Origin of the sequence: Microlunatus phosphovorus NM-1 (genome assembly GCF_000270245.1) — a bacterium.
Taxonomy (GTDB): domain Bacteria; phylum Actinomycetota; class Actinomycetes; order Propionibacteriales; family Propionibacteriaceae; genus Microlunatus; species Microlunatus phosphovorus.
The window spans coordinates 4,306,850-4,325,835 of the sequence record NC_015635.1 but is presented as its reverse complement, the minus strand read 5'-3'; the positions used below and the strand labels follow the sequence as shown (position 1 = coordinate 4,325,835).

20 protein-coding genes and 1 pseudogene are annotated in these 18,986 nt (G+C 65.9%); 16 read left to right on the top strand and 5 right to left on the bottom strand.

The genetic code is table 11. The annotated features are described in order from the left end of the window. Positions 1 to 159 precede the first annotated feature (159 nt). The gene (locus tag MLP_RS28380; RefSeq protein ID WP_041790308.1) at positions 160 to 981 is read right to left on the bottom strand and encodes a hypothetical protein; all 822 of its coding nucleotides are present in this window, start codon (positions 979 to 981) and stop codon (positions 160 to 162) included. Positions 982 to 1,074: 93 nt separating this feature from the next. Between MLP_RS28380 and MLP_RS27555 the strand changes: the two genes are divergently transcribed. From MLP_RS27555 to MLP_RS19450, 11 genes and pseudogenes are all read left to right on the top strand, one after another. After that, a complete protein-coding gene (locus tag MLP_RS27555) occupies positions 1,075 to 1,893 on the top strand; it encodes a phosphotransferase (RefSeq protein WP_013864893.1) in 819 nt (272 codons plus the stop codon). 110 nt (positions 1,894 to 2,003) lie between these two features. After that, positions 2,004 to 2,369 carry a VOC family protein gene (locus tag MLP_RS19500; protein WP_013864892.1) on the top strand — a complete coding sequence of 122 codons (366 nt, stop codon included), beginning with the start codon at positions 2,004 to 2,006 and terminating at the stop codon, positions 2,367 to 2,369. 72 nt (positions 2,370 to 2,441) lie between these two features. Continuing rightward, a complete protein-coding gene (locus MLP_RS19495; protein ID WP_172641601.1) occupies positions 2,442 to 2,999 on the top strand; it encodes a histidine phosphatase family protein in 558 nt (185 codons plus the stop codon). A gap of 140 nt (positions 3,000 to 3,139) precedes the next feature. Then, positions 3,140 to 3,313, top strand: a complete 174-nt coding sequence (locus MLP_RS28130; RefSeq protein ID WP_013864889.1) for a hypothetical protein — start codon at positions 3,140 to 3,142, stop codon at positions 3,311 to 3,313. Between the two features lie 48 nt (positions 3,314 to 3,361). Then, positions 3,362 to 4,192: an LLM class F420-dependent oxidoreductase gene (locus MLP_RS19490; RefSeq protein ID WP_013864888.1), complete on the top strand. Its 831-nt coding sequence runs from the start codon at positions 3,362 to 3,364 to the stop codon at positions 4,190 to 4,192. 275 nt (positions 4,193 to 4,467) lie between these two features. Beyond that, positions 4,468 to 5,385 carry a GNAT family N-acetyltransferase gene (locus tag MLP_RS19485; protein WP_013864887.1) on the top strand — a complete coding sequence of 306 codons (918 nt, stop codon included), beginning with the start codon at positions 4,468 to 4,470 and terminating at the stop codon, positions 5,383 to 5,385. 508 nt (positions 5,386 to 5,893) lie between these two features. Then, positions 5,894 to 6,964, top strand: coding sequence for a calcium-binding protein (locus MLP_RS28125; protein ID WP_013864885.1), 1,071 nt, complete (start codon positions 5,894 to 5,896; stop codon positions 6,962 to 6,964). Between the two features lie 177 nt (positions 6,965 to 7,141). After that, complete coding sequence (locus tag MLP_RS26660; protein ID WP_049804601.1) at positions 7,142 to 7,654, top strand: GNAT family N-acetyltransferase; 513 nt, start codon at positions 7,142 to 7,144, stop codon at positions 7,652 to 7,654. A gap of 382 nt (positions 7,655 to 8,036) precedes the next feature. Next, positions 8,037 to 9,307, top strand: a protein-coding gene (locus MLP_RS19460; RefSeq protein WP_156821080.1) for an IS3 family transposase whose coding sequence is annotated in 2 segments (ribosomal slippage) — positions 8,037 to 8,385 and positions 8,385 to 9,307 — 1,272 coding nt in all. Because the reading frame shifts where the segments join, the coding sequence is not laid out codon by codon here. Between the two features lie 437 nt (positions 9,308 to 9,744). Then, positions 9,745 to 9,960: a hypothetical protein gene (locus MLP_RS28120; RefSeq protein ID WP_013864881.1), complete on the top strand. Its 216-nt coding sequence runs from the start codon at positions 9,745 to 9,747 to the stop codon at positions 9,958 to 9,960. Positions 9,961 to 10,072: 112 nt separating this feature from the next. Next, a pseudogene (locus MLP_RS19450) lies at positions 10,073 to 11,304 on the top strand (IS30 family transposase). Between the two features lie 163 nt (positions 11,305 to 11,467). On the opposite strand, the gene MLP_RS19445 reads toward MLP_RS19450, so the two are convergent. Continuing rightward, positions 11,468 to 12,523, bottom strand: coding sequence for a DUF4037 domain-containing protein (locus tag MLP_RS19445; protein WP_013864878.1), 1,056 nt, complete (start codon positions 12,521 to 12,523; stop codon positions 11,468 to 11,470). Positions 12,524 to 12,597: 74 nt separating this feature from the next. Here MLP_RS19445 and MLP_RS19440 point away from each other — a divergent pair, with 74 nt between their 5' ends. Genes MLP_RS19440 through MLP_RS19425 form a run of 4 tightly spaced genes read left to right on the top strand, consistent with a single transcriptional unit; the run spans position 12,598 to position 15,418 of the window. Continuing rightward, positions 12,598 to 13,023 carry a cytidine deaminase family protein gene (locus MLP_RS19440; RefSeq protein WP_013864877.1) on the top strand — a complete coding sequence of 142 codons (426 nt, stop codon included), beginning with the start codon at positions 12,598 to 12,600 and terminating at the stop codon, positions 13,021 to 13,023. Positions 13,024 to 13,083: 60 nt separating this feature from the next. Continuing rightward, on the top strand, positions 13,084 to 13,782 hold the full coding sequence (locus MLP_RS19435; RefSeq protein ID WP_013864876.1) for a protein kinase family protein: 699 nt from the start codon (positions 13,084 to 13,086) through the stop codon (positions 13,780 to 13,782). Then, positions 13,745 to 14,947, top strand: coding sequence for an ISAs1 family transposase (locus MLP_RS19430; protein ID WP_013863144.1), 1,203 nt, complete (start codon positions 13,745 to 13,747; stop codon positions 14,945 to 14,947). The genes MLP_RS19435 and MLP_RS19430 overlap by 38 nt, the downstream gene beginning before the upstream one ends. A 9-nt stretch (positions 14,948 to 14,956) precedes the next feature. Then, positions 14,957 to 15,418: a phosphotransferase enzyme family protein gene (locus MLP_RS19425; protein ID WP_083843883.1), complete on the top strand. Its 462-nt coding sequence runs from the start codon at positions 14,957 to 14,959 to the stop codon at positions 15,416 to 15,418. A gap of 63 nt (positions 15,419 to 15,481) precedes the next feature. On the opposite strand, the gene MLP_RS19420 is transcribed toward MLP_RS19425, so the two are convergent. Next, positions 15,482 to 15,955 (bottom strand): hypothetical protein, encoded by a 474-nt coding sequence (locus MLP_RS19420; protein ID WP_013864874.1) that lies wholly within the window; start codon positions 15,953 to 15,955, stop codon positions 15,482 to 15,484. Positions 15,956 to 16,147: 192 nt separating this feature from the next. Next, positions 16,148 to 16,933, bottom strand: coding sequence for an aminoglycoside phosphotransferase family protein (locus MLP_RS26655; protein WP_049804600.1), 786 nt, complete (start codon positions 16,931 to 16,933; stop codon positions 16,148 to 16,150). Positions 16,934 to 17,337: 404 nt separating this feature from the next. On the opposite strand from MLP_RS26655, the gene MLP_RS19410 reads away from it, so the two are divergent. After that, positions 17,338 to 17,934 (top strand): hypothetical protein, encoded by a 597-nt coding sequence (locus MLP_RS19410; protein WP_013864872.1) that lies wholly within the window; start codon positions 17,338 to 17,340, stop codon positions 17,932 to 17,934. Between the two features lie 50 nt (positions 17,935 to 17,984). Here MLP_RS19410 and MLP_RS19405 read toward each other — a convergent pair whose 3' ends face one another. Further along, complete coding sequence (locus tag MLP_RS19405) at positions 17,985 to 18,974, bottom strand: alpha/beta fold hydrolase (protein WP_156821226.1); 990 nt, start codon at positions 18,972 to 18,974, stop codon at positions 17,985 to 17,987. Between the last annotated feature and the right edge of the window lie 12 nt (positions 18,975 to 18,986).

The window sequence follows — 18,986 nt, the reverse complement described above, 5'->3', positions numbered from 1 at the left end:
ACCGAAAAGGCGCAGTTACATGCCAAACCGCGACCCTGGGATGTAACTGCTCCTTATCGACGAAACCAGCACCGGCGACCATCCCTTGAGTCCGTCGAGGGCGCGGACGAACGGCGCTCGGCTGGGACTTGCCACCCTTCGACGGGACGCGCTCCGCCGCTAGTTTCCGTCGGACAGTCGATACCGGAGCAGCCGGGTGTCGGGGTATCGCCAGGAGTTGACGGCTTCCCGTACGGTCCAGATCATGCGGGGGCTCGACCAGGCTTGCGATGGCTTGGTGAGCATCCAGCCATCACCGATGGTCACGGTTGCGTGTGCCAGCTCGCCGTGTTCCGTCCAGACGAAGACGACGCCTGGCTCGTTGTCCTGTGAGGTGCCGGTGATCGGCTCGGCGTGTTGCTCGAGCCAGGTCTTGAATTCTCGTGGCGCGACTTGCCTGTTGTCGGCATCGGCCGCGCCTGTCGCCGCCACAACGGTGCCGAGACAGTTCGGCCCTGACCCGGTGTGCGGAAAGGTCCCGGCCAACTGCTGTGCGCGGGGTAGGCGATGTGCTGCCCGTTCCCAAACGGGTCCAGGGACGGCGCGGTGTCGGCTGGGTCGGACCGCGCCGGTGGCAATCCAGTCGAACATCAGCCTGTCGCCGGCGGTTGCGAGTTCCGACGGCCAGACCGGTAGGGGCTTCGGATGGACCGTCCTTCGTCGGACCGCCAGCAGCGACCTGCGCTTGCCCGGGCGAAGGTCCATGAACTCGGCCTCCGTCAGCCAGGTCCAGGTTCCCGCGTACACGAAGAACGTGTCGCGCCACTCGTCGGTTGGTTCCTTCTTACGCTGGGGGATCGCGGCCTGCAGGTCCGGACTCAGCAGATCGGTGCGGAAGGGCTGCTCGGGTGGGGCGAACCAACCTCGCCAGCGCGATATGAGCCGATCGGTGACAGATATCCCCAGCACCTGGGTGGCTCCCGCTGTGTTCCCCGTCGACATCGCACCAACGCTACGTGCTCGGGGCGGCCGCAAGGGGACGCGGGATACGGCCGCTCTCGGCGTTCGGCGATGTCGAGATGTCAGACTGCGCGGATGGGAGTCGTCTGGTCTACTCATGCGACCGACGCTGAGGCCGAGGTCGTTGTGAAGCGTTTCCAGTCCGGCTGTCGCGATGGGGCGCGACGCGAATGGGCGGGACTGCATCTCTTGCTGGAGCATGCGCCCGGGCTGGCCCCACGACCAGTCCGCGAAGACGTCAGCAGCGAGGTGGCCGTCATCTCGATGGAGAGGCTTGTCGGACAGCCACTGCGGGGCTTGGAACTGTCCGAGACTCACCTGGCGGCCCTCGCCCCGGCGCTGAACTCGCTCATGTACGCGCCGCCCTTGACTGCAATCGCTGACCTTGAGCTTGCCCGGTCGCGCCCCGAGCACGTCCTCCCGCGTCTGCACGAGCCGATCGGCTCGGGCGTCGACCTTCCCAGACCAGTCGTCCAGGCCCTGCGGCTGAGCCAGGAATGGGCGACCAAAACATCCCTGATCGAGGGCCCATTGGACTGCCAAACCGTGTTCGGTCACGGCGACGGCAATCTGGCGAACTACCTCTACGACGGTAGCCGCGTACAGATCGTCGACTTCGAGGACTGCGGTCGCAGCGACCGCCCCTGTGAACTCGCCGAGATCGTCGAACACATCGCCTTCTGGCATGAGGCCGGATTCAGCCCAACGTCACTGACATGCCTGTTCGACCTCAACCGGGCCGAGCAAGACCGTCTACTTGAATGTCGGCGGATGCATGCAAGTGCGTGGCTGCGGATCCTGATCAGCGACTTGCTGAGCGATCGGCCACGAAACCACCCTGAGACGCTCGCCAAGCAGGCCGGACGGCTCCTGTGTCTCCTGGATGAGGGATGACTGGCCTTGTCGAGATCACGCTACAGAGCGGTCGCGCGCCGGCGCCGCTCGCAGGCGCAACCTGCGTACGGCCCGCCTATTCTGCGGTTATGCCAAGTCGAATCGCTCAGGTGGCCATCGATGCAGAGCAGCCACAAGTGGTCGCCGAGTTCTGGTGTGCGGTGCTCGGCTGGGTCGTCCATGACGTCGAGGACGACATCGTGTGGTGCATCGGTCCCGCTGACGGGAGCTGGCCGGGCATCGACGTAGGACCGACTCCGGACGCGAAGTCGGGAAAGAACCGTCTGCATCTGGACCTGCGGGCCGACGGGGTGAGCACCGAGGAGGAGCTCGAAAGACTGCTGGCGCTGGGAGCGCGCAAGGTCGACATCGGCCAAGACACAGACGTCAGCTGGACCGTGCTTGCAGACCCTGAAGGCAACGAGTTCTGCCTGCTCAAGAGCACGGTGCAGGAACTCCCGGCCTCGCTCGGTTAGTTGCTGGCTGATCCTCCGTCATCGGGGATGCGCCAGCAACTTGTCGAGTGCCACTGCGGTTGAATGGGTCAGGTGCTGCTTCACCTGGTCCGGCATGGCCGGCCTCAGATCCAGCCAGGTCGAGCTGCGAGCACCTGGCCGCTCGACCCGTCGGCGAACACCGAAGAGATGCATCGGCTGGGGAGCCTCTTGGAGGACCGGGCTCCGACAGCGGCGTGGTTCAGCTCGGACGAGCCGAAGGCAGTCGCCACGGCACGTCTGCTGACAACCGGTCCCGTTCGAGTGTTGCCCACACTGCGAGAGGCGCACCGATCGGACTGGTTCGAGACTCATGAGGAGTTCCGCGCAGTCGTCCTCGATGCGTTCAGCCGGCCGGATCGGCCTGCTCGGCCCGGGTGGGAGCCACTCGACCAGACGCGTCGACGCATCAGTGAAGCCGTCGTCCAACTGGTCGGCCAGGAGAGTGACGATCTCGTGCTTGTTGGACATGGCACAGCGTGGACGCTGCTGATCTCTGAGATCACCGGTCGCGAGCCGGACCTGAATGCCTGGACCAGGCTGCGGACTCCTGATCTGTGCATTCTGGACCTCGGCACACAGACCATCAGTCACCGATGGGGCCGACTCTGACGCCGTACGGCGACTTCTCGATGGCTTTCGCGTCGGCTCCGGATCGTCAGCTCGCTCCCGCCGGCAGACATCTCCTCGCGGTGGAGGCCCGTCGTACCCCCGCGGGAAGAATCTCGGGTCGAACTGTTGCAGCTCCCCGAATGTCGACGATCATCCCAGGGGCCCGTTTCAGCCCGCTGCGGGTGAGCGCGGAGCCAACCCTGATCGCCACCAGCGCCGCATTCACCTATCAGCTGACGGCCACCAGCGGCGGCAGCGACCGGGGGAGCGACCCCCCCGGGTCGCGGCCGGTCGGCTGGGTAACCAGGTCCTGAGGTGCCGCAACCTTGACTTTGCCACGCTGTCGCCGGAGCCTGGCGGTCATGACGTCGACACCATCAGCGGCGACGACCCGGTCCGCGCCTCGCAGGCCTGTTCGCCTTGCAGTCCAGATCGCGCCGCAGCACGCGGCGTACGAGCAGATTCGCCAGACCGCAGCAGAGCTGGAGGCAATGGGGGTCGACGCGCTGTTCAACTGGGACCACTTCTTCCCGCTCTCGGGTGAGCCGGACGGCCTGCACTTCGAGTCGTGGACCATGCTGGCCGCTCTTGCCGAACAGACGAGCCGGGTCGAGATCGGTGCGCTCGTGAACTGCAACAGCTACCGCAACCCGAACCTGCAGGCAGACATGGCCCGCACGATCGACCACATCAGTGCCAAGGGTGGGAGAGGACGGTTCATCTTCGCCATCGGTTCGGGTTGGTTCCAGCGCGACTACGACGAGTACGGCTACGAGTTCGGCACCGCCGGCAGCCGGCTGGATTCCCTTGCCGACAACCTGCCGATCATCAAGCAGCGCTGGACTCAGCTCAACCCGCCACCAACCCGGAAGATCCCGGTGCTGATCGGTGGGGGCGGTGAGAAGAAGACCCTTCGAATCGTGGCGAAGCACGCTGATATCTGGCACAGCTTCGGAGATGCAGCCACTCTCGAGCGCAAGCTCGGCGTGCTGGCCGATCACGGGCAGGCGGTGGGGCGCGATGTGGCCGAGATCGAGATCTCGACCGACGTCTCTCGTCACACGGTCGACGTTGCCGACCAGCTGCACGCGCTCGGCGCCACGTTGTTCACGGTCGGGATCTCGGGGCCGGATTATGACCTCTCGGCCGTGCGGGAATGGCTGCGGTGGCGAGATGAGAAGAACCAAACCTAGCTGGACCGAGCAGTCGGTGGAGGGTCCGGCCAGGCCGACGGCTGTCAGAGCGGGTCGAGGCGGGAGATCAGGAACAAGGTGAAGGCTCGTCACCGACATCGGTGACGAGCCTTCAGCTAGTGGTCGATTCGTTGACCAGTTCCCCACCGAGGTGAAGCCGAGCCGTTCGTAGAACTGCCGGGCCGACAGGACGTTGCACACCGATCGATGAGGTCGAAACGCTGACGGACAGGAAACGAGGTGCGGAACCGGTCGCAGTCATGAACGATCGTCGAGTGAGTTCTGGTTTGCGAGCGTGGTCCGGTGCCGCGGACACCTTGGCCATGCAGGCTCTGGCGAGTCGGTGTTGGCCAGGCGGGCTGCACCCGGGTGGATTGGGCTGGTCCCAGGCGACTGATCAGTTGGCGGAGAAGATCGTCCTGGTCGACGGTGTCGATGGAGAACTGCTGGGATGGGCCGGCGTAACTCAGCCGGGGTCGCTGGCGCTGCAGGTCGCGGCAGGGAGATCAGACGTGCGTTCCGACCTCATTGAGTGGCTGATCGGCACCGCCGATGGCCCAGAGCTCACCGTCGACGCGTTCGACCAAGACACGGTCGACGACTTGAAAGCCGTCGGGCTCGAACCGGTGTCTCCTCCTTTTGGCTACTACCGGATGGGCCAGCCGGGGCTCCACGCCCGCGCCGACCAGCTGATGGCCGAGTCCCCGGGCGGCTTCACCATTCGCCATATGCGTCCCGACGAGGAGGACGACCGTGTCGCTGTGCATCGCTCCGCCTGGCGACCGGCCGACCTGCCCTTCCACCCGGACCATCGCCCGGACATGGATGAATCCTGGACCAGCTCGTTCACCGTGGAGACCTATCGCCGGGTGCGATCCATGGGCCTGTACGACAGCAGCCTCGACCTTGTCGCCGTCGCTCCGGACGGATCACTCGCGGGCTGCTGCATCGGCTGGCTGGATCCCGCCACCGGGTGGGCAGAGATCGAGCCCCTTGGCGTCGTGCCGGCCTACCGCCGAAGGGGCCTGTCCCTCGCCTTGTGCGCCGAGGTCGCACGACGGGTCTCCCGATTGGGCGGCCATGATGTCTTCATTAACACTGGGCCCTCCGAGACGTACCCGGCGCCCTACCGCGCGTACCGGAGAGCCGGGTTCGCGCCGTTCACCCGCAGCACCACGCTCCACCGTCGATGACACCGAGCGCAAAGCGATGCTGCCCAGGACAAGGTGAAGGCTCGTCACCGACATCGGTGACGAACCTTCAGCTAGTGGCCGATTCGTTGAACCAGTTCTCGCCAGGGTGATCGATGCGCCGCTCGGGGTGCCGGCCTGGGCCCTCTGCAGGCGAGTCCGTTAGCCCTAGGATCCGTCTCTCGAAGACGCCGCTTGGACTGGGCGAACAGCAATGCCCACGGCGGCTGTCAGGCTCAAGCCGGCGGTGACGGCCGTGTTCACGATGATCCGCAGCCAGGCCGGCTCGGCACTAGGCAGGGCCAGCGCGCTGGCGAACAGCAGGAGGACGACCGCCGGGAGCGGGCCCCGTCCCTGCGCCGACTGTCGAAAGCCATACCTGTAGTCGCAGGGCTCCGTAGTGGCCGCGGCGAACATCGGTAGCACTACTGAGTCCGCGTTTGGAGAGACCGGCCTCTCAACGTGCATCTCGACAGCCAACCGGGCTGTCCAGCACGAAGGGATCTCCCTCATGCAGTTTCAGACACAGACCCTGGTACGTGGTCTGCTTACCGGTGTGGCAGCGACGGCCGCCGCCTTGGCCATGTTGCCGGTGTCGACAGCTCAGGCGGCCGCGGTCGCCACGGTCAGTTCCTCGCCGTCGGTGGGGGTCAAGTTCGTCGGTACCGATGGTGCGGACAAGATCGTCTTCACCCGGGCTGGCACGGAAAGCGCTCCGAAGGTCCATTTCGACGCCGACAAGCCCATCAGCGTTGGGGCTGGCTGTGTCGCCGTCGTTGGCGACCCGACCCGGGCCTTGTGCGACCTGCCGTTGGTCAACGGACAGGTGAAGAAGATCAGTATCTTCGGCCTCAGCGGCGACGATCTGATCGCCCACGGGACCGGTGCGGCCATCCCGATGATCGTCAATGCAGGCCCTGGGAACGACGTGGTGAACGGCGGCCCCGGCCTCGACGAGATCAACGGCTCGACCGGCAACGACGTATTGCGGGGCGGTGACAATACCGACACGCTGAAGGGCGGCGGCGGCGACGACACTCTCGAGGGCGGGCCGGGCCGTGACGACAACCTGTTCGGCGGCGACGGGAACGACAAGCTGTTCGGTGGCGACGGCGACTCCGACGATCTCGACGGCGGATCCGGTGCCGATCAGCTCGACGGCGGCCCCGGCAAGCTCGACATCGTGCTCTACAACACCCGCTCGAACCCGGTGTTCGTCAACCTGTCGTCCACGGCAGCGGACAATGGTGAGAGCGGCGAGGGCGACAGCATCCTCACGGGTGTCGAGAACGTCATGGGCGGCGAAGGCGACGACATCCTCAACGGCAACGAGGGCGACAACAACCTGCTCGGCAGGGGTGGGAATGATCTCATCTTCGGCGGCAAGGGCAAGGACATCGTTGTCGGCGGTGACGGTGACGACATCCTCGGTGGGAACGTGTTTAACCTGTTCACCTCCCTCCCGAACGCCGATGGCGCCAAAGACCAGATCGCCGGCGAGGACGGCAACGACACCTGTGTCCGCAGTGCCGCCGATCCGGACCTGACCGTCGGCTGTGAGGCGGTCAGCATCGACGGATGATCGACCGATCGGTGTCATCACGACACCGCTGACCGATCCGCGGTCCGTTGACCCTCGTACCCGAGCCGGGGGTCAACGGGCCGGACCAACGGAGGCGGAACGCCGCGACCAGAGGCTTCAACGGTCGCTGGTGTGCTCGCTGCGAGGCTCGTCCGAACCGGCCGCCACAATGGGGCGATGGTCCACATTGCGCTCCACAATAGCGACGCGGCTGCCGAGCATCGGGAGGGCGTTCTCCACGTTTGGAACGAGACCTTCGGGAGGGTCGGCGACGCCTCCGTATGGCAAGACACGGTGTGGGACCGGCACCGGGCCCGTGCGGACTTCCGCTTGGCGACTGCCTACGACGATGACCGCCTGGTCGGATTCAGTTGGGGCTACACGGGGCAACCGGGCCAGTACTGGTCTGACTTCATCCTCGACAAGCTCGGCCCTGCGGTGCAGGAGTGGGTTGGCGGGCACTTCGAGTTCGTCGAGCTTGCGGTGCTTCCCAGCGTGCGTGGGCAGGGTGTCGGCGGCAGGCTGCATGACCTGCTCCTAGCCGGGCTGCCGCACAAGCGCGCGTTGCTCGGCACCGATGACGACGCGACCAGCGCAGCCGTACGCCTGTACCTCAGCCGTGGCTGGCGTCGTCTGGGTAAGCAGTCGCCAACCGGTCAGGTGATGGGCAAGCTCCTGGAGGACGACTAGGGCTCCGGTCGATGGAACTGGTCGCCGGTAGGCGGTGCCGACCGCGACCTCGGCGCGAGATCTGTAGCCATGCCGAATCTGTGCCATACCTGCGGCTCAATCGACGCAGTCCGGCGTGTCGCGGCATGGGAGGCCGTTGAGCCACGCGTTTGTCACGGATCTCCCGGGGCAGTGCTGAGGTGGCTCATCGCACTGGACCGAGAGTCGGCAAGAATGGACTTGTGGCCATTGATCCGGACATTGACCGCCTTGAGGCTGGTCCTGCGGAACTGAGCCCGCGACAGCGACGGCAACTGCTCCGCTGGGGCCTGACCCCAGTTCTTGGACACGCCGAATCCCGCACCCGTGATGGGCAGGGAGTGAGCGAGATGATCCGAGAATCATGGCCAGGAAGAACTACTCCGAGGAGTTCCGTCGTCAGGCCGTCGACTTGTATGAGTCCACACCGGGGGCCACGGTCCGCGGCATTGCTGAGGACCTGGGCATCGTGCGTGGCACGCTGCGGCACTGGCTCGAGGCGTACGGGACCGGCAAGAAGACCGCCGCCGACGGGACGCTGACCTCCAGCCCACTGCACGCCAAGCCGCCGATGACGCCTCCGTCAGGGCCTGTCGATGAGACACAGGAACAGCGGATCGCGCGGCTCGAAACAGAGAACGCGGCCCTGCGGGCAGAGACGACGAAGTTGACCACCGAGCGGGAGATCCTCCAGCGGGCGGCCAAGTATTTCGCCGGGGAGACGCGCTGGTGAGTCGCTTCCAGTTCGTCGCCGACAACTCCGCCACCTTCGAGGTGAAGCGACTGTGTGCACTCGTCGAGATCGAGCGCTCCTCCTACTACGCCTGGAAGGCTGGAGCGCCAGCCCGTACCGACCGTGCTGCCGCGGATGCGGAGTTGGCCGAACGGATCCGGGTGATCCACGAGGCCGACAACACCGTCGGCGCGCCACGGGTGACCGCGGAGCTCAACGACGGTGTCCCTGCCGGGGAGCGGGTCAACCACAAACGCGTCGCGCGGGTCATGCGTGCGGCTGGGATAGCCGGCTACGTCAAGAAGCGCCGTGTGCGGACCACGATTCCCGAACCGTCGGATCAGTTGATCCCCGACCTGCTGAAGCGGGACTTCACCGCGGATGCGCCGGGGCGACGCTATGTCGGCGACATCACCTACCTGCCGCTGGCCGACGGGACGAACCTGTACCTGGCCACCGTCATCGACTGCTACAGCAGACGGCTCGCCGGCTGGGCGGTCGCGGACCACATGCGCACCAGCCTCGTCGAGGACGCCCTCACCGCAGCAGCTGCGACCCGCGGCGGCTCAGGTGGGCTGGCAGGGGCCATCTTCCACAGCGACCACGGGTCGGTCTACACCTCGAAGGACTACGCCAAGCTCTGCGCGCGCCTCGGCGTGACCCAGTCGATGGGTGCCGTGGGCACGTCGGCCGACAACGCGCTCGCGGAGTCGTTCAACGCCACCCTCAAACGAGAGGTCCTCCAAGACGCCGCCTGCTGGCCCGACGAGCTCATCTGCCGCCGGCAGCTCTTCAGGTGGCTGACCCGCTACAACACCAAGCGGCGCCACTCCTGGTGCCGATACCAGTCCCCGTCCACCTACGAGGCCCGCTGGGCCGCTACGCTCCCAACCGCTGCGTAATCAACCCCCGTGTCCAAGAACCGGGGGTAGGCCCCGCTCGATGCTCGTCGTGCTGGCCGCCGCGGCGCTGGTGTTCGTTTCCGGGTCCATTTCGGCGCTGAATCGTGACTTGGCTCAACGGCCGGCTGCAGCTCCTCCGTCAACTACCGCGAGGCCCTCGTTCACGAGGCTGTCGATGACTGGCGGCGACCGGTGAGAGTCTCGGTTCTTGACCAGCCGAAGACTGATCGGGATCTGCTACCGGCATGGGCCGCTGCTCAGATGCGGACGGCACCTGTCGATTCGGCCCGTCTGGCAGTCGCCACCCCAGGGGTCCAGGTTTCATAGCCGGCACGCAGTCCAGTGCTTGCCTGGTCGCCATTGACCAGGCTGCGCAGCGCGCCACGGGCGACTGCCTATCCGGCAGACGGTTCGTTGCGGCAAGCGACGTTGACTGGATGAGCGTGAGCGCCACGCAGGTGAACTGCCGACTCGATGTCGTGCTCGTTCCAGATGGATATCTGCTCAGGATGCCCAAGGACTCCACCGTGAGCGCGGAAGGACCGAATGTCGCAGTCGTGTCATCAAGCCGCGATTCCGGGGAATACAGCCTTCGAGTGTCGGGCAAGGCTCCTGTCGAGTTCACCGCCAGCGATGATCAGAGCGATTGCTGATCTGGATGTCGCCCGACCGTCGACCAGCTCCATCGACTGGTGCCCTGTTGCTGCTTGATTTCGCGCGGGCTCACAGGATCGACGCAACCCCAGGTCTTGAGAGAAGGGGCTTATGTCTACTGGTGGGTTGCCGGTTCGTCGGGCTGTTCGTCGGGTGTTTTGGTTGGGTGTCCGGGCTGGGTTGTCGCGGGAGGAGGCGGCGGTTCGTGCGGGCGTGTCGGCGTCGGCGGGGCGGCGGTGGTTCCGTGAGGCTGGCGGGATGCCTCCGATGTCGTTGAGCGAGCCGTCTGAGTCGTCGCGTTATCTGACGTTGCCGGAGCGGATCGAGATCTTCGCGGGTTTGCAGTTGGGGAACAGTTATGCCCAGATTGCTCGTGGGTTGGGTCGGTCGACATCGACGGTGACGCGGGAGCTGGACTTGTACAAGGTCCGGCCGACGCGGCCGCGGGCCGAGCCGGTCGGCCGGGAGACGCCGCGTGGTGGGGTCGTCTGCCGCGGGTGTTGAACTATTGCCCGGCGAAGGCTGATGCGCGGGCCGAGGCTGGTCGGCGGCGGCCGAAGACGTCGAAGCTGGCGTCGTGTCCGCGGTTGCGGGCGGAGGTGCAGACTCGGTTGAAGAAGCGGCACAGTCCGCAGCAGATCGCTGCCCGGCTGAAGGTCGCCTTCCCCGACGATGCGGAGATGTGGGTGTCGCACGAGACGGTGTATCGAGGCCTCTATATTCAGGGCAAAGGGGCGTTGGCTAGGGAGCTCACCAAGTGTTTGCGGACCGGCCGGCAGCTGCGGAAGCCTCGCCGGCCTAGGGTCGAGGCGACGCCGCGGTGTGGTGGGGTCTCGATCAGTGAGCGGCCGCCGGCGGCGGAGGATCGGGCGGTGCCGGGCCATTGGGAGGGCGACCTGATCCTGGGTGCGCACAACGGCTCGGCGATCGCGACCATTGTGGAGCGGCGGTCCCGGTTCATGCTGTTGGCGCATCTGCCGACCGATCACACCGCGGCCTCGGTCGCGGCCGCGGTCGCCGCCCAGCTCAAGCAGCTGCCCGACCAGCTGAAGGCCCAGACCCTGACCTGGGACCAGGGCATCGAGATGGCCAACCATGCCCAGCTCGCCATCGACGCCGACGTCAAGATCTTCTTCTGCGACCCGGCCTCGCCGTGGCAGCGACCGACCAACGAGAACCACAACGGGCTGCTGCGTCAGTACTTCCCGAAGGGCACCGATCTGTCGGTCCATGACCCCGAGGAGCTGGCCTTCGTGGCCGCCGAGATCAACGACCGGCCCCGCAAGGTGCTGGGCTGGAAGACCCCTCGGGAGGTCTTCTACGACACGCTGCGGGCCGCCTAATTCCCAACCCTGTAAGGGAATATGGTAATGTTACTTGTATCGTTGCGTCCACTCCTTGAGACCGCCTGCGACGAAGCAACCCTGGCGCACCAGTGAGCGACCGCACACTTGGGCCGGGAGCCAGTGTCGCGCCGACTCGGACCTTGGTCCAAATCGCGGGTCTTCAGCGCTGCGAGTGCTTGAGGAGATCGTCGTAGACCCTCGCGAGGGACGAAGGCCATCGGCTGAAGTTGGTCAGTTGGTCGCTGGAATGGGTCAGTTGGTCGATGGCTCCGACCGGGGCCAGCTGACGCAGCTCTGAGTCCGAGACCTTGCGGAGACAGGCCTGTGCAAACCGTTCGGCATTGAGCACTCGGTATGGCCGGCGGGCATCGTTGATGCCGACCTCGAACGGCTTGCAGGTTGGATCGAGTGGCTGTTCCGAGTCGAGGCGGTTGTGCTCAGCGGCTGCTATCACCAGGGATGCGACAAGCGCAGCCTCGCGGTCTTGCGGAGTCCGGGCGCCCATCAACTGGTCAAGCAATGGGCCGAGTTGCTCGGTCCCTTCGAGTTGAGCGAACGCTGTGCTGAGCCATTTCAGGTAGGGCCAGTACCGGCGTCGCTGCAAGAAGGTGAGCTCCATCAGAAGACGTACGAGGAGGGCAGCGATCATCTGGGCGCCTCGGGAGTCGCCGGCCCCGGCGAGCCGACCGGGCAGAGCCTCCGCGCTCGCGATGAGCTGCCACTGGCTGGCCTGCATCCACCACCAGACGTCATCCGGGTAGTAGGTGAGCTGATGTCGTACCCGGGTGAGGTCGCCTCTGTCGTCGTGGAACACCACCCCGGCGGTCACCTGGAGTAGCCGTTGCTGCGGCATACCGAGCCACGATGCGCTGCCGGTGGGCGCGGGACCGCCGAGCTCGGACTGCACCCATTCCTCAACGGTGGTGACCGCTACGTGGTGACGTACCCGCTGGTCTTGCCAGGCGTAGAACCGGACCGGCACTGACTGGTAGATATCAGGCAGACCGTCATCGATGCGGCGAGTGGTCTCCTCAACCACATCGGCCTTGACGAAGACGTGCAGCCGCGGTCCCCAAGCATGATCGGTCGACTGGCCGTCGTCGAAACCCAAGACCTCCGAGCCTTCGCCGACCAGGGCGGCCGCGTGCGGTACGTCCACCAGACCAGCTACCACGTCGCGATAGAAGCCGGCGGCCAGTGCCTGTCCCTGACTCATTGCCCATTCCTATCAGTCACTGGTCGAGGTGGGCCCGTCCCTGAACCGGGCGCACCTGCACTACCGTTTCGGCGATGGTGACCAATCGCGAACTCATTGATGCTGCCCTGGAATCCCTGCATCCGCTGCGCCGAGATGACGGCGTGAAGTTCGGCAACGTATCGGCCGCCGTGGCCTCTAGCAACGAACGGATCTATCGAGGCGTGAACCTGTTCACTCCCGCGGGTGCTGCTCAGATTTGCGCAGAGAAGATGGCTTTCGGTGCGATGGCTACGGCAGGCGAGTATGTGGCAGCCAAGGTCGTCGCCGTATGGCGTCCACGAGGTGGTGACGATGCACATGTGGTGCCTCCGTGCGGCTGGTGTCGCGAGTTCATCAGCCAGCTCGCGCCGACCGGACACGAGACGATGGTCGTGCTCGGCGAGCAGGAATGCGTACCAGTCAGCCAGCTGCTGCCACGGAACCTGTGGCCGGGGCCGCTCGTCTCGGCGGGACGTTGATCATGACCGATCCAGGTTTCGCCGACGAGTGCCGGCTGGCTCATCTGATGGACTAGCGACGTGACGCGTACGCCAACGCTGCAGATGCTGTGGGAGACATGCGACCCGTACGGGGTGATCGCGACCCGCTTCGGGCACCACGACGCGGACGCAGTCGCGCGCTGGGTGACCAGCACGCTGGAGGCGCGGTGGGGCCTTAACGTGGACGCTTGCGAGCGGATCGTGATGAGCGATCACAATGCGCTGGCTTGGGTCGCGACTCCAGCAGGTCCCATGGTCCTGAAGTGGTCGATAGCGACGGCGCAGTTTCCACGCCTCGATGCGCTGGCCCGGCTCACCGACTGGCTGGCCAGGAAGGGCCTGCCAGTCTCGTTGCCGATCGCCACGCTCGAGGGTGACTTTCAGGTGGAGCTCGACGGAGTCTCGCTGTGCCTGCAGCGTCGGATCGACGGTGGACTTCTCGACATCACCCAGCCTGATCAGGTCAGTGAAGCCGGCGTGGTCCTGGGCCAACTGCATGACGCTCTCGCGGAATACCCGGGCCAGATTCCCGATATAGCTGTCACGACCGCGTCGCTGTCCCAGGGCTTGTTCAAAGTCGTGGTTGCGGCGTGGTGTCGGGTTGACACGCCATGGGTGAGGTATAAGCCGGGCGGGCACGGTGGATACCGGGATCGTGGTGGGTGCTTGACGTCCACTGCCGATCGATCGGAGTCCTGCCGTGCCCGCACCCGTATCTTCTCTCATCCCGGCCGCTGATGCGCTGCGCGCCCATCAGGTCGAACCCGGTCACGGTGTTCCGGTCGAGGTGTGGGAGGTGTTGTCGATCATCACCGATCCGCGGGGCCGGCGGGGCCGCCGGTATGAGCTGGCCACCGTGCTGGTGGTCGCGTTGGCCGCGGTGGTCGGCGGATCACGGAGTCTGGCTTCGATCGCCGGATGGGCAGCGGATCTGCCCACCTGGCATTGGCCACGGTTGGGGATCACCCGGCGGCCGCCGAGCCTGTCGACGATCCGCCGGGTGCTGTTGCGGGTCGACCCGGAGGTGGTGGACGCGGTCCTGCACGCCTGGCTGGCCACGCTGACACCGGTCTCGTCGCGGTGGCGGGCGGTCGCGGTGGATGGCAAGACCTGCCGCGGCGCCCGCGGTGTGGATGGGTCGAGGGTGCATCTGTTCTCGATCGTCGACCATGCCACCGGGGTGCCGTTGGGGCAGGTCAACGCCGGCGGGAAAGATCATGAGATCGCCGCGTTCGCGGCGGTGTTGGACCGGATCAACCTCAACGGCGTCATCGTCACCGCCGATGCTCTCCACACGCAACGTGGCCATGCCCACTATCTGCACCGGCACGGCGGCCGGTACGTCTTCGTGGTGAAACGGAACCAGCCCACCTTGTACGACCAGCTCGCCGGGCTCCCGTGGAGCAAGGTGCCGGTCGCTCATCGTGTGGTGGAGAAAGGGCATGGGCGACGGGAGTCCCGTACCCTGCAGCTGACCGGTGTCCGGGCCGGGATCGGGTTCCCGCACGCCCGGCTCGTCGGCCGGATCGTGCGGAACCGGACCGAGACCGCCACCGGCGAGACCACGCAGGAGATCGTCTATGTGGTCACCAGTCTCGGCTGGTCAGACATCGCCCCGGCCGACCTCGCGACCTTGGTCCGTGGTCATTGGAGCATCGAGAACAAGGTGCATTGGGTGCGTGATCTCACCTTCGACGAGGACCACTCCACCGTGCGCACCGGCACCCTGCCCCAGCTGATGGCAACCCTGCGCAACACTGCGATCGGACTCCTCCGACTCCGCGGGAAACACACCAACATCGCCGCCGCGACCCGCAGCCTCGGTCGCCAAACCGGCCAACTGCTCGACCTGATCGATCACGCCCAGGTCACACCAGTCACAACAGAATCAACTTTGAATTGACCCTGGTCGCTGTCCTCCCAGATCACGGACTGGCTTGACTCCGCCCCTGACCACGTCCCGACGGCGGCTCTAGACGGCCTGCGTCGCCTGATTCCCGAGGCTGTCCCGGGCAATCTGCCGACGCAGTTGGTCCACGGCGACTATCGGTCCGCCAACATCTTGGTGAACGAGACCAGCATCATTGCTGTCATCGACTTCGAGGAAGCCAGAGTCGATCACCGGGTGGTCGAGTTGGCGCGCTCGGCGGTCCTGCTCGGCACCCGTTTCCACGACTGGGGTCCGGTGCCCGGCGAGGTGCACGCAGGCCTTGTCGAAGGTTACGAGTCTCACCGACCGCTGACCCCGACCGAGATGAGTTGGTGGAGGCCCCTCGTGCTTTGGTACTCGCTGATGATGGCACCGGTAGCCGGTGATCCAGCTGGGTGGATCGAGTCGGCCTTGGACCAGCTGCGGTGCAAGGGGACTCATTGAGCAGAGGATCTGGTTGGTCGTCAGGTCGGGTCGAACCTACAACGAGAGTCCCAGATGACCGATCTAGCGCACTGGCGGTCGGCGGATGCTCACTGCGGTGCACTTGCCGCCGACGAAGGTCAGCGTTGCGCCCTCGAGCTGGTGTAGGGCGGCACCCCACTCGGCATGGTCGCAATCTGGCAGTGCGGCGACGAGGACGGGCTCGATCGACCCTCCTGAGGAGATCACCAGAGCCGTTGCGCCATCATCGATCTGATCGAGAGCACGCAGCCAATGGTTGAGGTGCGTCTGCGCAACCCCGTGCAGCTCTGGGCTAGACAGAAGCAATTCGGCGTACCGCTGGAACGGATACTCCCACCGCCACTGATCGTGATGCTCAACGACTCCGCTCACATATCCCGACGGCCATAACACCGTTTCATCGACGGGATAGCCCATCGCGATTGCGGTCTCGACGTGTCGTCGATCAGGTCCGGTCAGCACGTAGCCGGCCGGTGGGAGCAGATCGCCCGATGCGCGCGCGAGCCACGCCTTCACGGGATAACAGGGATCCGATCTCCCGGGCCGGGCCCTTCTTGGTCAGCGAGTGCCGACGCACCTCAAGGAATCGCACGACACCGACCGTAGCGGTGGCCAACTTCGGCCCGGCGGTCAGCAAGTGGGCTCGCATCCCGAAGGTCCTTGCGACGGGTCGGTCTTGCAAGGGCGCGGTGACCGTGCGCGCGAGGATCAAGTGATGGGGGAGGAGCGGCGCCCCGGCGCGAGGGCAACCGCGAGGAGGTTCTCCAGCCCAGCTCGGATCCGTGGGGCGGTCAGATCGGGTCGGGCCGGTTGTACCGCGGCGAGGATGTGGGCGGGGTCGGGAAGGAATCCCAGGATGTCGCTGACGGTCCAGAAGGCGGCTGCGTCGGGATCGGGATCAAGCTGGCCGCCCGCTCGCAGGTAGGCGGTCCGAAAGACGTCAGCGGCTGCGGGAGAGTGCATCATCGCGAAGTCGGAGCACATGTGCGCTACGTCGAGATCTGGCGGTCCCCACGAGGTCTCGGCCCAGTCGATGAGCCCGGAGACCTGATCGTTCTGCCACAGAATGTTGCCGAGGTGGAAGTCTCGGTGCAGGAGTCCGTACGGGGTCGGCGGGACACCGGCGTGGAAGATGCCGATGGCTCGTCGCCAGAGCCCGGGCCGGTTGGACCACTCGGGCACCTGCGGACCGCCCGGTCCTCGGAAGGTGAAGACGGGTGGTCGGTCGCTTCGCGGCACCGGTTGCTGGTGGATGGCCACCGCTGCACGGGCGAGAGCGTCGACCGCGGAGGGACTCAGCGGGTCCAGCCGAGAGTGGCCGGGACGCCAGGTCAACAGGTTCGCCGGGCCGCCGGCGACGGTCCCGTCTGGGTCACTGCCGATCAGTACGGGCACCGGCAGGCCAGAATCGACGAGCAACTGACAGGCCAGAGTCTCCCGCTTCACATGTTCGCGACCGACCTGGCCCCACCTCGCTGGATCTGCCCACCGCATGACAAGCCGCTCTCCGCTGGCTAGGGCGAGGACCCCATTTGGTGTGGGTGATGCCGCCACCCACCGGCTCGACGCCGACCACCGACTCGGGGGCCATCGAGATTGCCCACCGTAAGGCAGTGGCGGGCAAGCCAGGTGGGCCTTCGAGGATCACCAGCTCAGGATCCCGGCCATTCCTCCGGCAGTCCAGTTCGGCTCGGTAGCGATTCCGCGAGAATGACAGTGAGTCAGGCTCACCGAGAAGGAGCAGTTACACCCAAAACGGCCGATTTTGCCTGTAACTGCGCCTTCTCGAGGTCGCCATCTCCTTCTCGACTCGCCCTGACACAAGAGATGGATCGCTTTGGATAACGAATGAGTCAGGACTGCCGCGAGTTGGGCGACTCGATGGCAGCGTTACGCAGGTGCTCGGACGTCTCAAGCCGCTCGTTGCGGTGATCGTGTTGTTCGCTGCCTCCTGCGCCGCACCTGGAACGCTCATTCCGGGTATTCCGGCGCCAGGTGGTGGGCCTGCGCCGTCGGTGTCGATCCCGTCGGACGCTGCTGACCAGCCGACGCCTCCGGCGGATCCGCCAGAGGCTGAATTCCCAGCCCCGCACAAGATCTTCGTTGCCCACTTCACCGACCCGCTTTATGCCGACCAGGTCGAGGAGTTCGCGCCGTTCGGTAGCGACGAGGGCTCGGACACGCTCTGGTATTGGGGTACGCGTCGCGCTGAGCTGACGACGTGTACGACGTTGCGCTGGATGTTCGAGCAAGACGACCCGGCTGCTGCCCTCGGCGATCCGCAAAGCAACGGCCCCGACGTCGACGGGTTCATCATCGGCACCGGTTTCGCGCTGATCCTGTTCACCGGGCACATCGACACGGAGGGCAAGGACTTGGTGCTGGATGCGCTGCAACGCACGTACTCCTACTACGCCGACGCGAACCCTCGCGAATCCGCCGTGATGGTGCGTGACTTGGAGCGGTTCCCGGCCACCGATTGCGTGAAGCCCTGAGTGTCGACCCCGTTCGCGCTCCTTCTTCTTGCGTGGGGAGGGCGCAACGCTCAACGAGTGGGGAGCGGCTTGCCGCTGCGTACGGAGGCGACGACGTCGCGGACCGCCTGGCTTGCCGCGGCGGAGTCGGCCTGGTCCTGGAGCATCGACACGTGGGTGGTGTCGGCGGCGGTCCGATGGAGAGCGTTGGTCGACAGGGTGGCCAAGCGGTCCTGGGCGGATTGCCAGGTCGGGTTGTGCCCGGTGCCGGCGGTCAGCACGATCAACGGCTTGTCGCCGAGATCGGTTAGCGCTGACGCCTGCTGTACGGAGGTGGCGCCCTCGCGATATTCCTGCAGCGTGCTGGCCAGTTGTCGGGAGGTCGACGCGTTCGCCCGTGCCTCGGCTTGGATATCCGGCGGCAGGCTTTCATAGTCGGAGCTGGCGATAATCCGCCCGACCCCGAGATGCGCGACGGCCGGTACGACCGTGAGGACGCGGCCGACGGTGGGAGCTTGCGCGTTCACCGCGGACGGCCTGACCCTGGACGCGGTCGAGTCCAGCAACACCAGCCCGGCGACCTGATCGGGGAATTGGGCCGCGAAGTCCCGGACGTACAGGCCTCCGAAGGAGTGACCAGCCAAGACGTACGGCCCATCGACGTGGGCCTCGGTCAGCAAGGTGTGCAGGTCCGCAGCGATATGGTCGGCGTCCTGGGGTTCGTCGACCGGATCGCTCCAACCGCGGCCGGCACGGTCGTACACACAGACTCTGGTGTCACGGGCGACGACCGGGGCGATCCAGCTCATATCGGCGGACGAGGCACCCAGACCTGGTTCCAGGATGACGGTCGGGCTGCCGGCGCCGACGCAGGACAGATGAAGTCGATGTCCGCCGATGTCGACCAACTCGCCTGGTGGGGGATAGGCACGGGCGTCCAGCGCCTCCCGGACCGTCTCGTAGCCGCCGCCGATCGCGGCCACCGCCAGCACCATCGTGATCGGGTACAGCAGCCAGCGAGCTCCTCGACTGGCTACCTGCCGACCGATCCGCCGGAACATCCAGACCACCAG

Excerpts from the sequence above, each read along its gene's own strand:
- MLP_RS19445 (WP_013864878.1), bottom strand. The coding sequence starts at position 12,523 with ATGAGTCAGGGACAGGCACTGGCCGCCGGCTTCTATCGCGACGTGGTA.
- MLP_RS28125 (WP_013864885.1), top strand. The coding sequence starts at position 5,894 with ATGCAGTTTCAGACACAGACCCTGGTACGTGGTCTGCTTACCGGTGTG.
- MLP_RS26655 (WP_049804600.1), bottom strand. The coding sequence starts at position 16,933 with ATGCGGTGGGCAGATCCAGCGAGGTGGGGCCAGGTCGGTCGCGAACAT.
- MLP_RS19490 (WP_013864888.1), top strand. The coding sequence starts at position 3,362 with ATGACGTCGACACCATCAGCGGCGACGACCCGGTCCGCGCCTCGCAGG.
- MLP_RS28130 (WP_013864889.1), top strand. The coding sequence starts at position 3,140 with ATGTCGACGATCATCCCAGGGGCCCGTTTCAGCCCGCTGCGGGTGAGC.
- MLP_RS19405 (WP_156821226.1), bottom strand. The coding sequence starts at position 18,974 with ATGTTCCGGCGGATCGGTCGGCAGGTAGCCAGTCGAGGAGCTCGCTGG.
- MLP_RS26660 (WP_049804601.1), top strand. The coding sequence starts at position 7,142 with ATGGTCCACATTGCGCTCCACAATAGCGACGCGGCTGCCGAGCATCGG.
- MLP_RS28380 (WP_041790308.1), bottom strand. The coding sequence starts at position 981 with ATGTCGACGGGGAACACAGCGGGAGCCACCCAGGTGCTGGGGATATCT.
- MLP_RS19440 (WP_013864877.1), top strand. The coding sequence starts at position 12,598 with ATGGTGACCAATCGCGAACTCATTGATGCTGCCCTGGAATCCCTGCAT.
- MLP_RS28120 (WP_013864881.1), top strand. The coding sequence starts at position 9,745 with ATGAGCGTGAGCGCCACGCAGGTGAACTGCCGACTCGATGTCGTGCTC.
- MLP_RS27555 (WP_013864893.1), top strand. The coding sequence starts at position 1,075 with ATGGGAGTCGTCTGGTCTACTCATGCGACCGACGCTGAGGCCGAGGTC.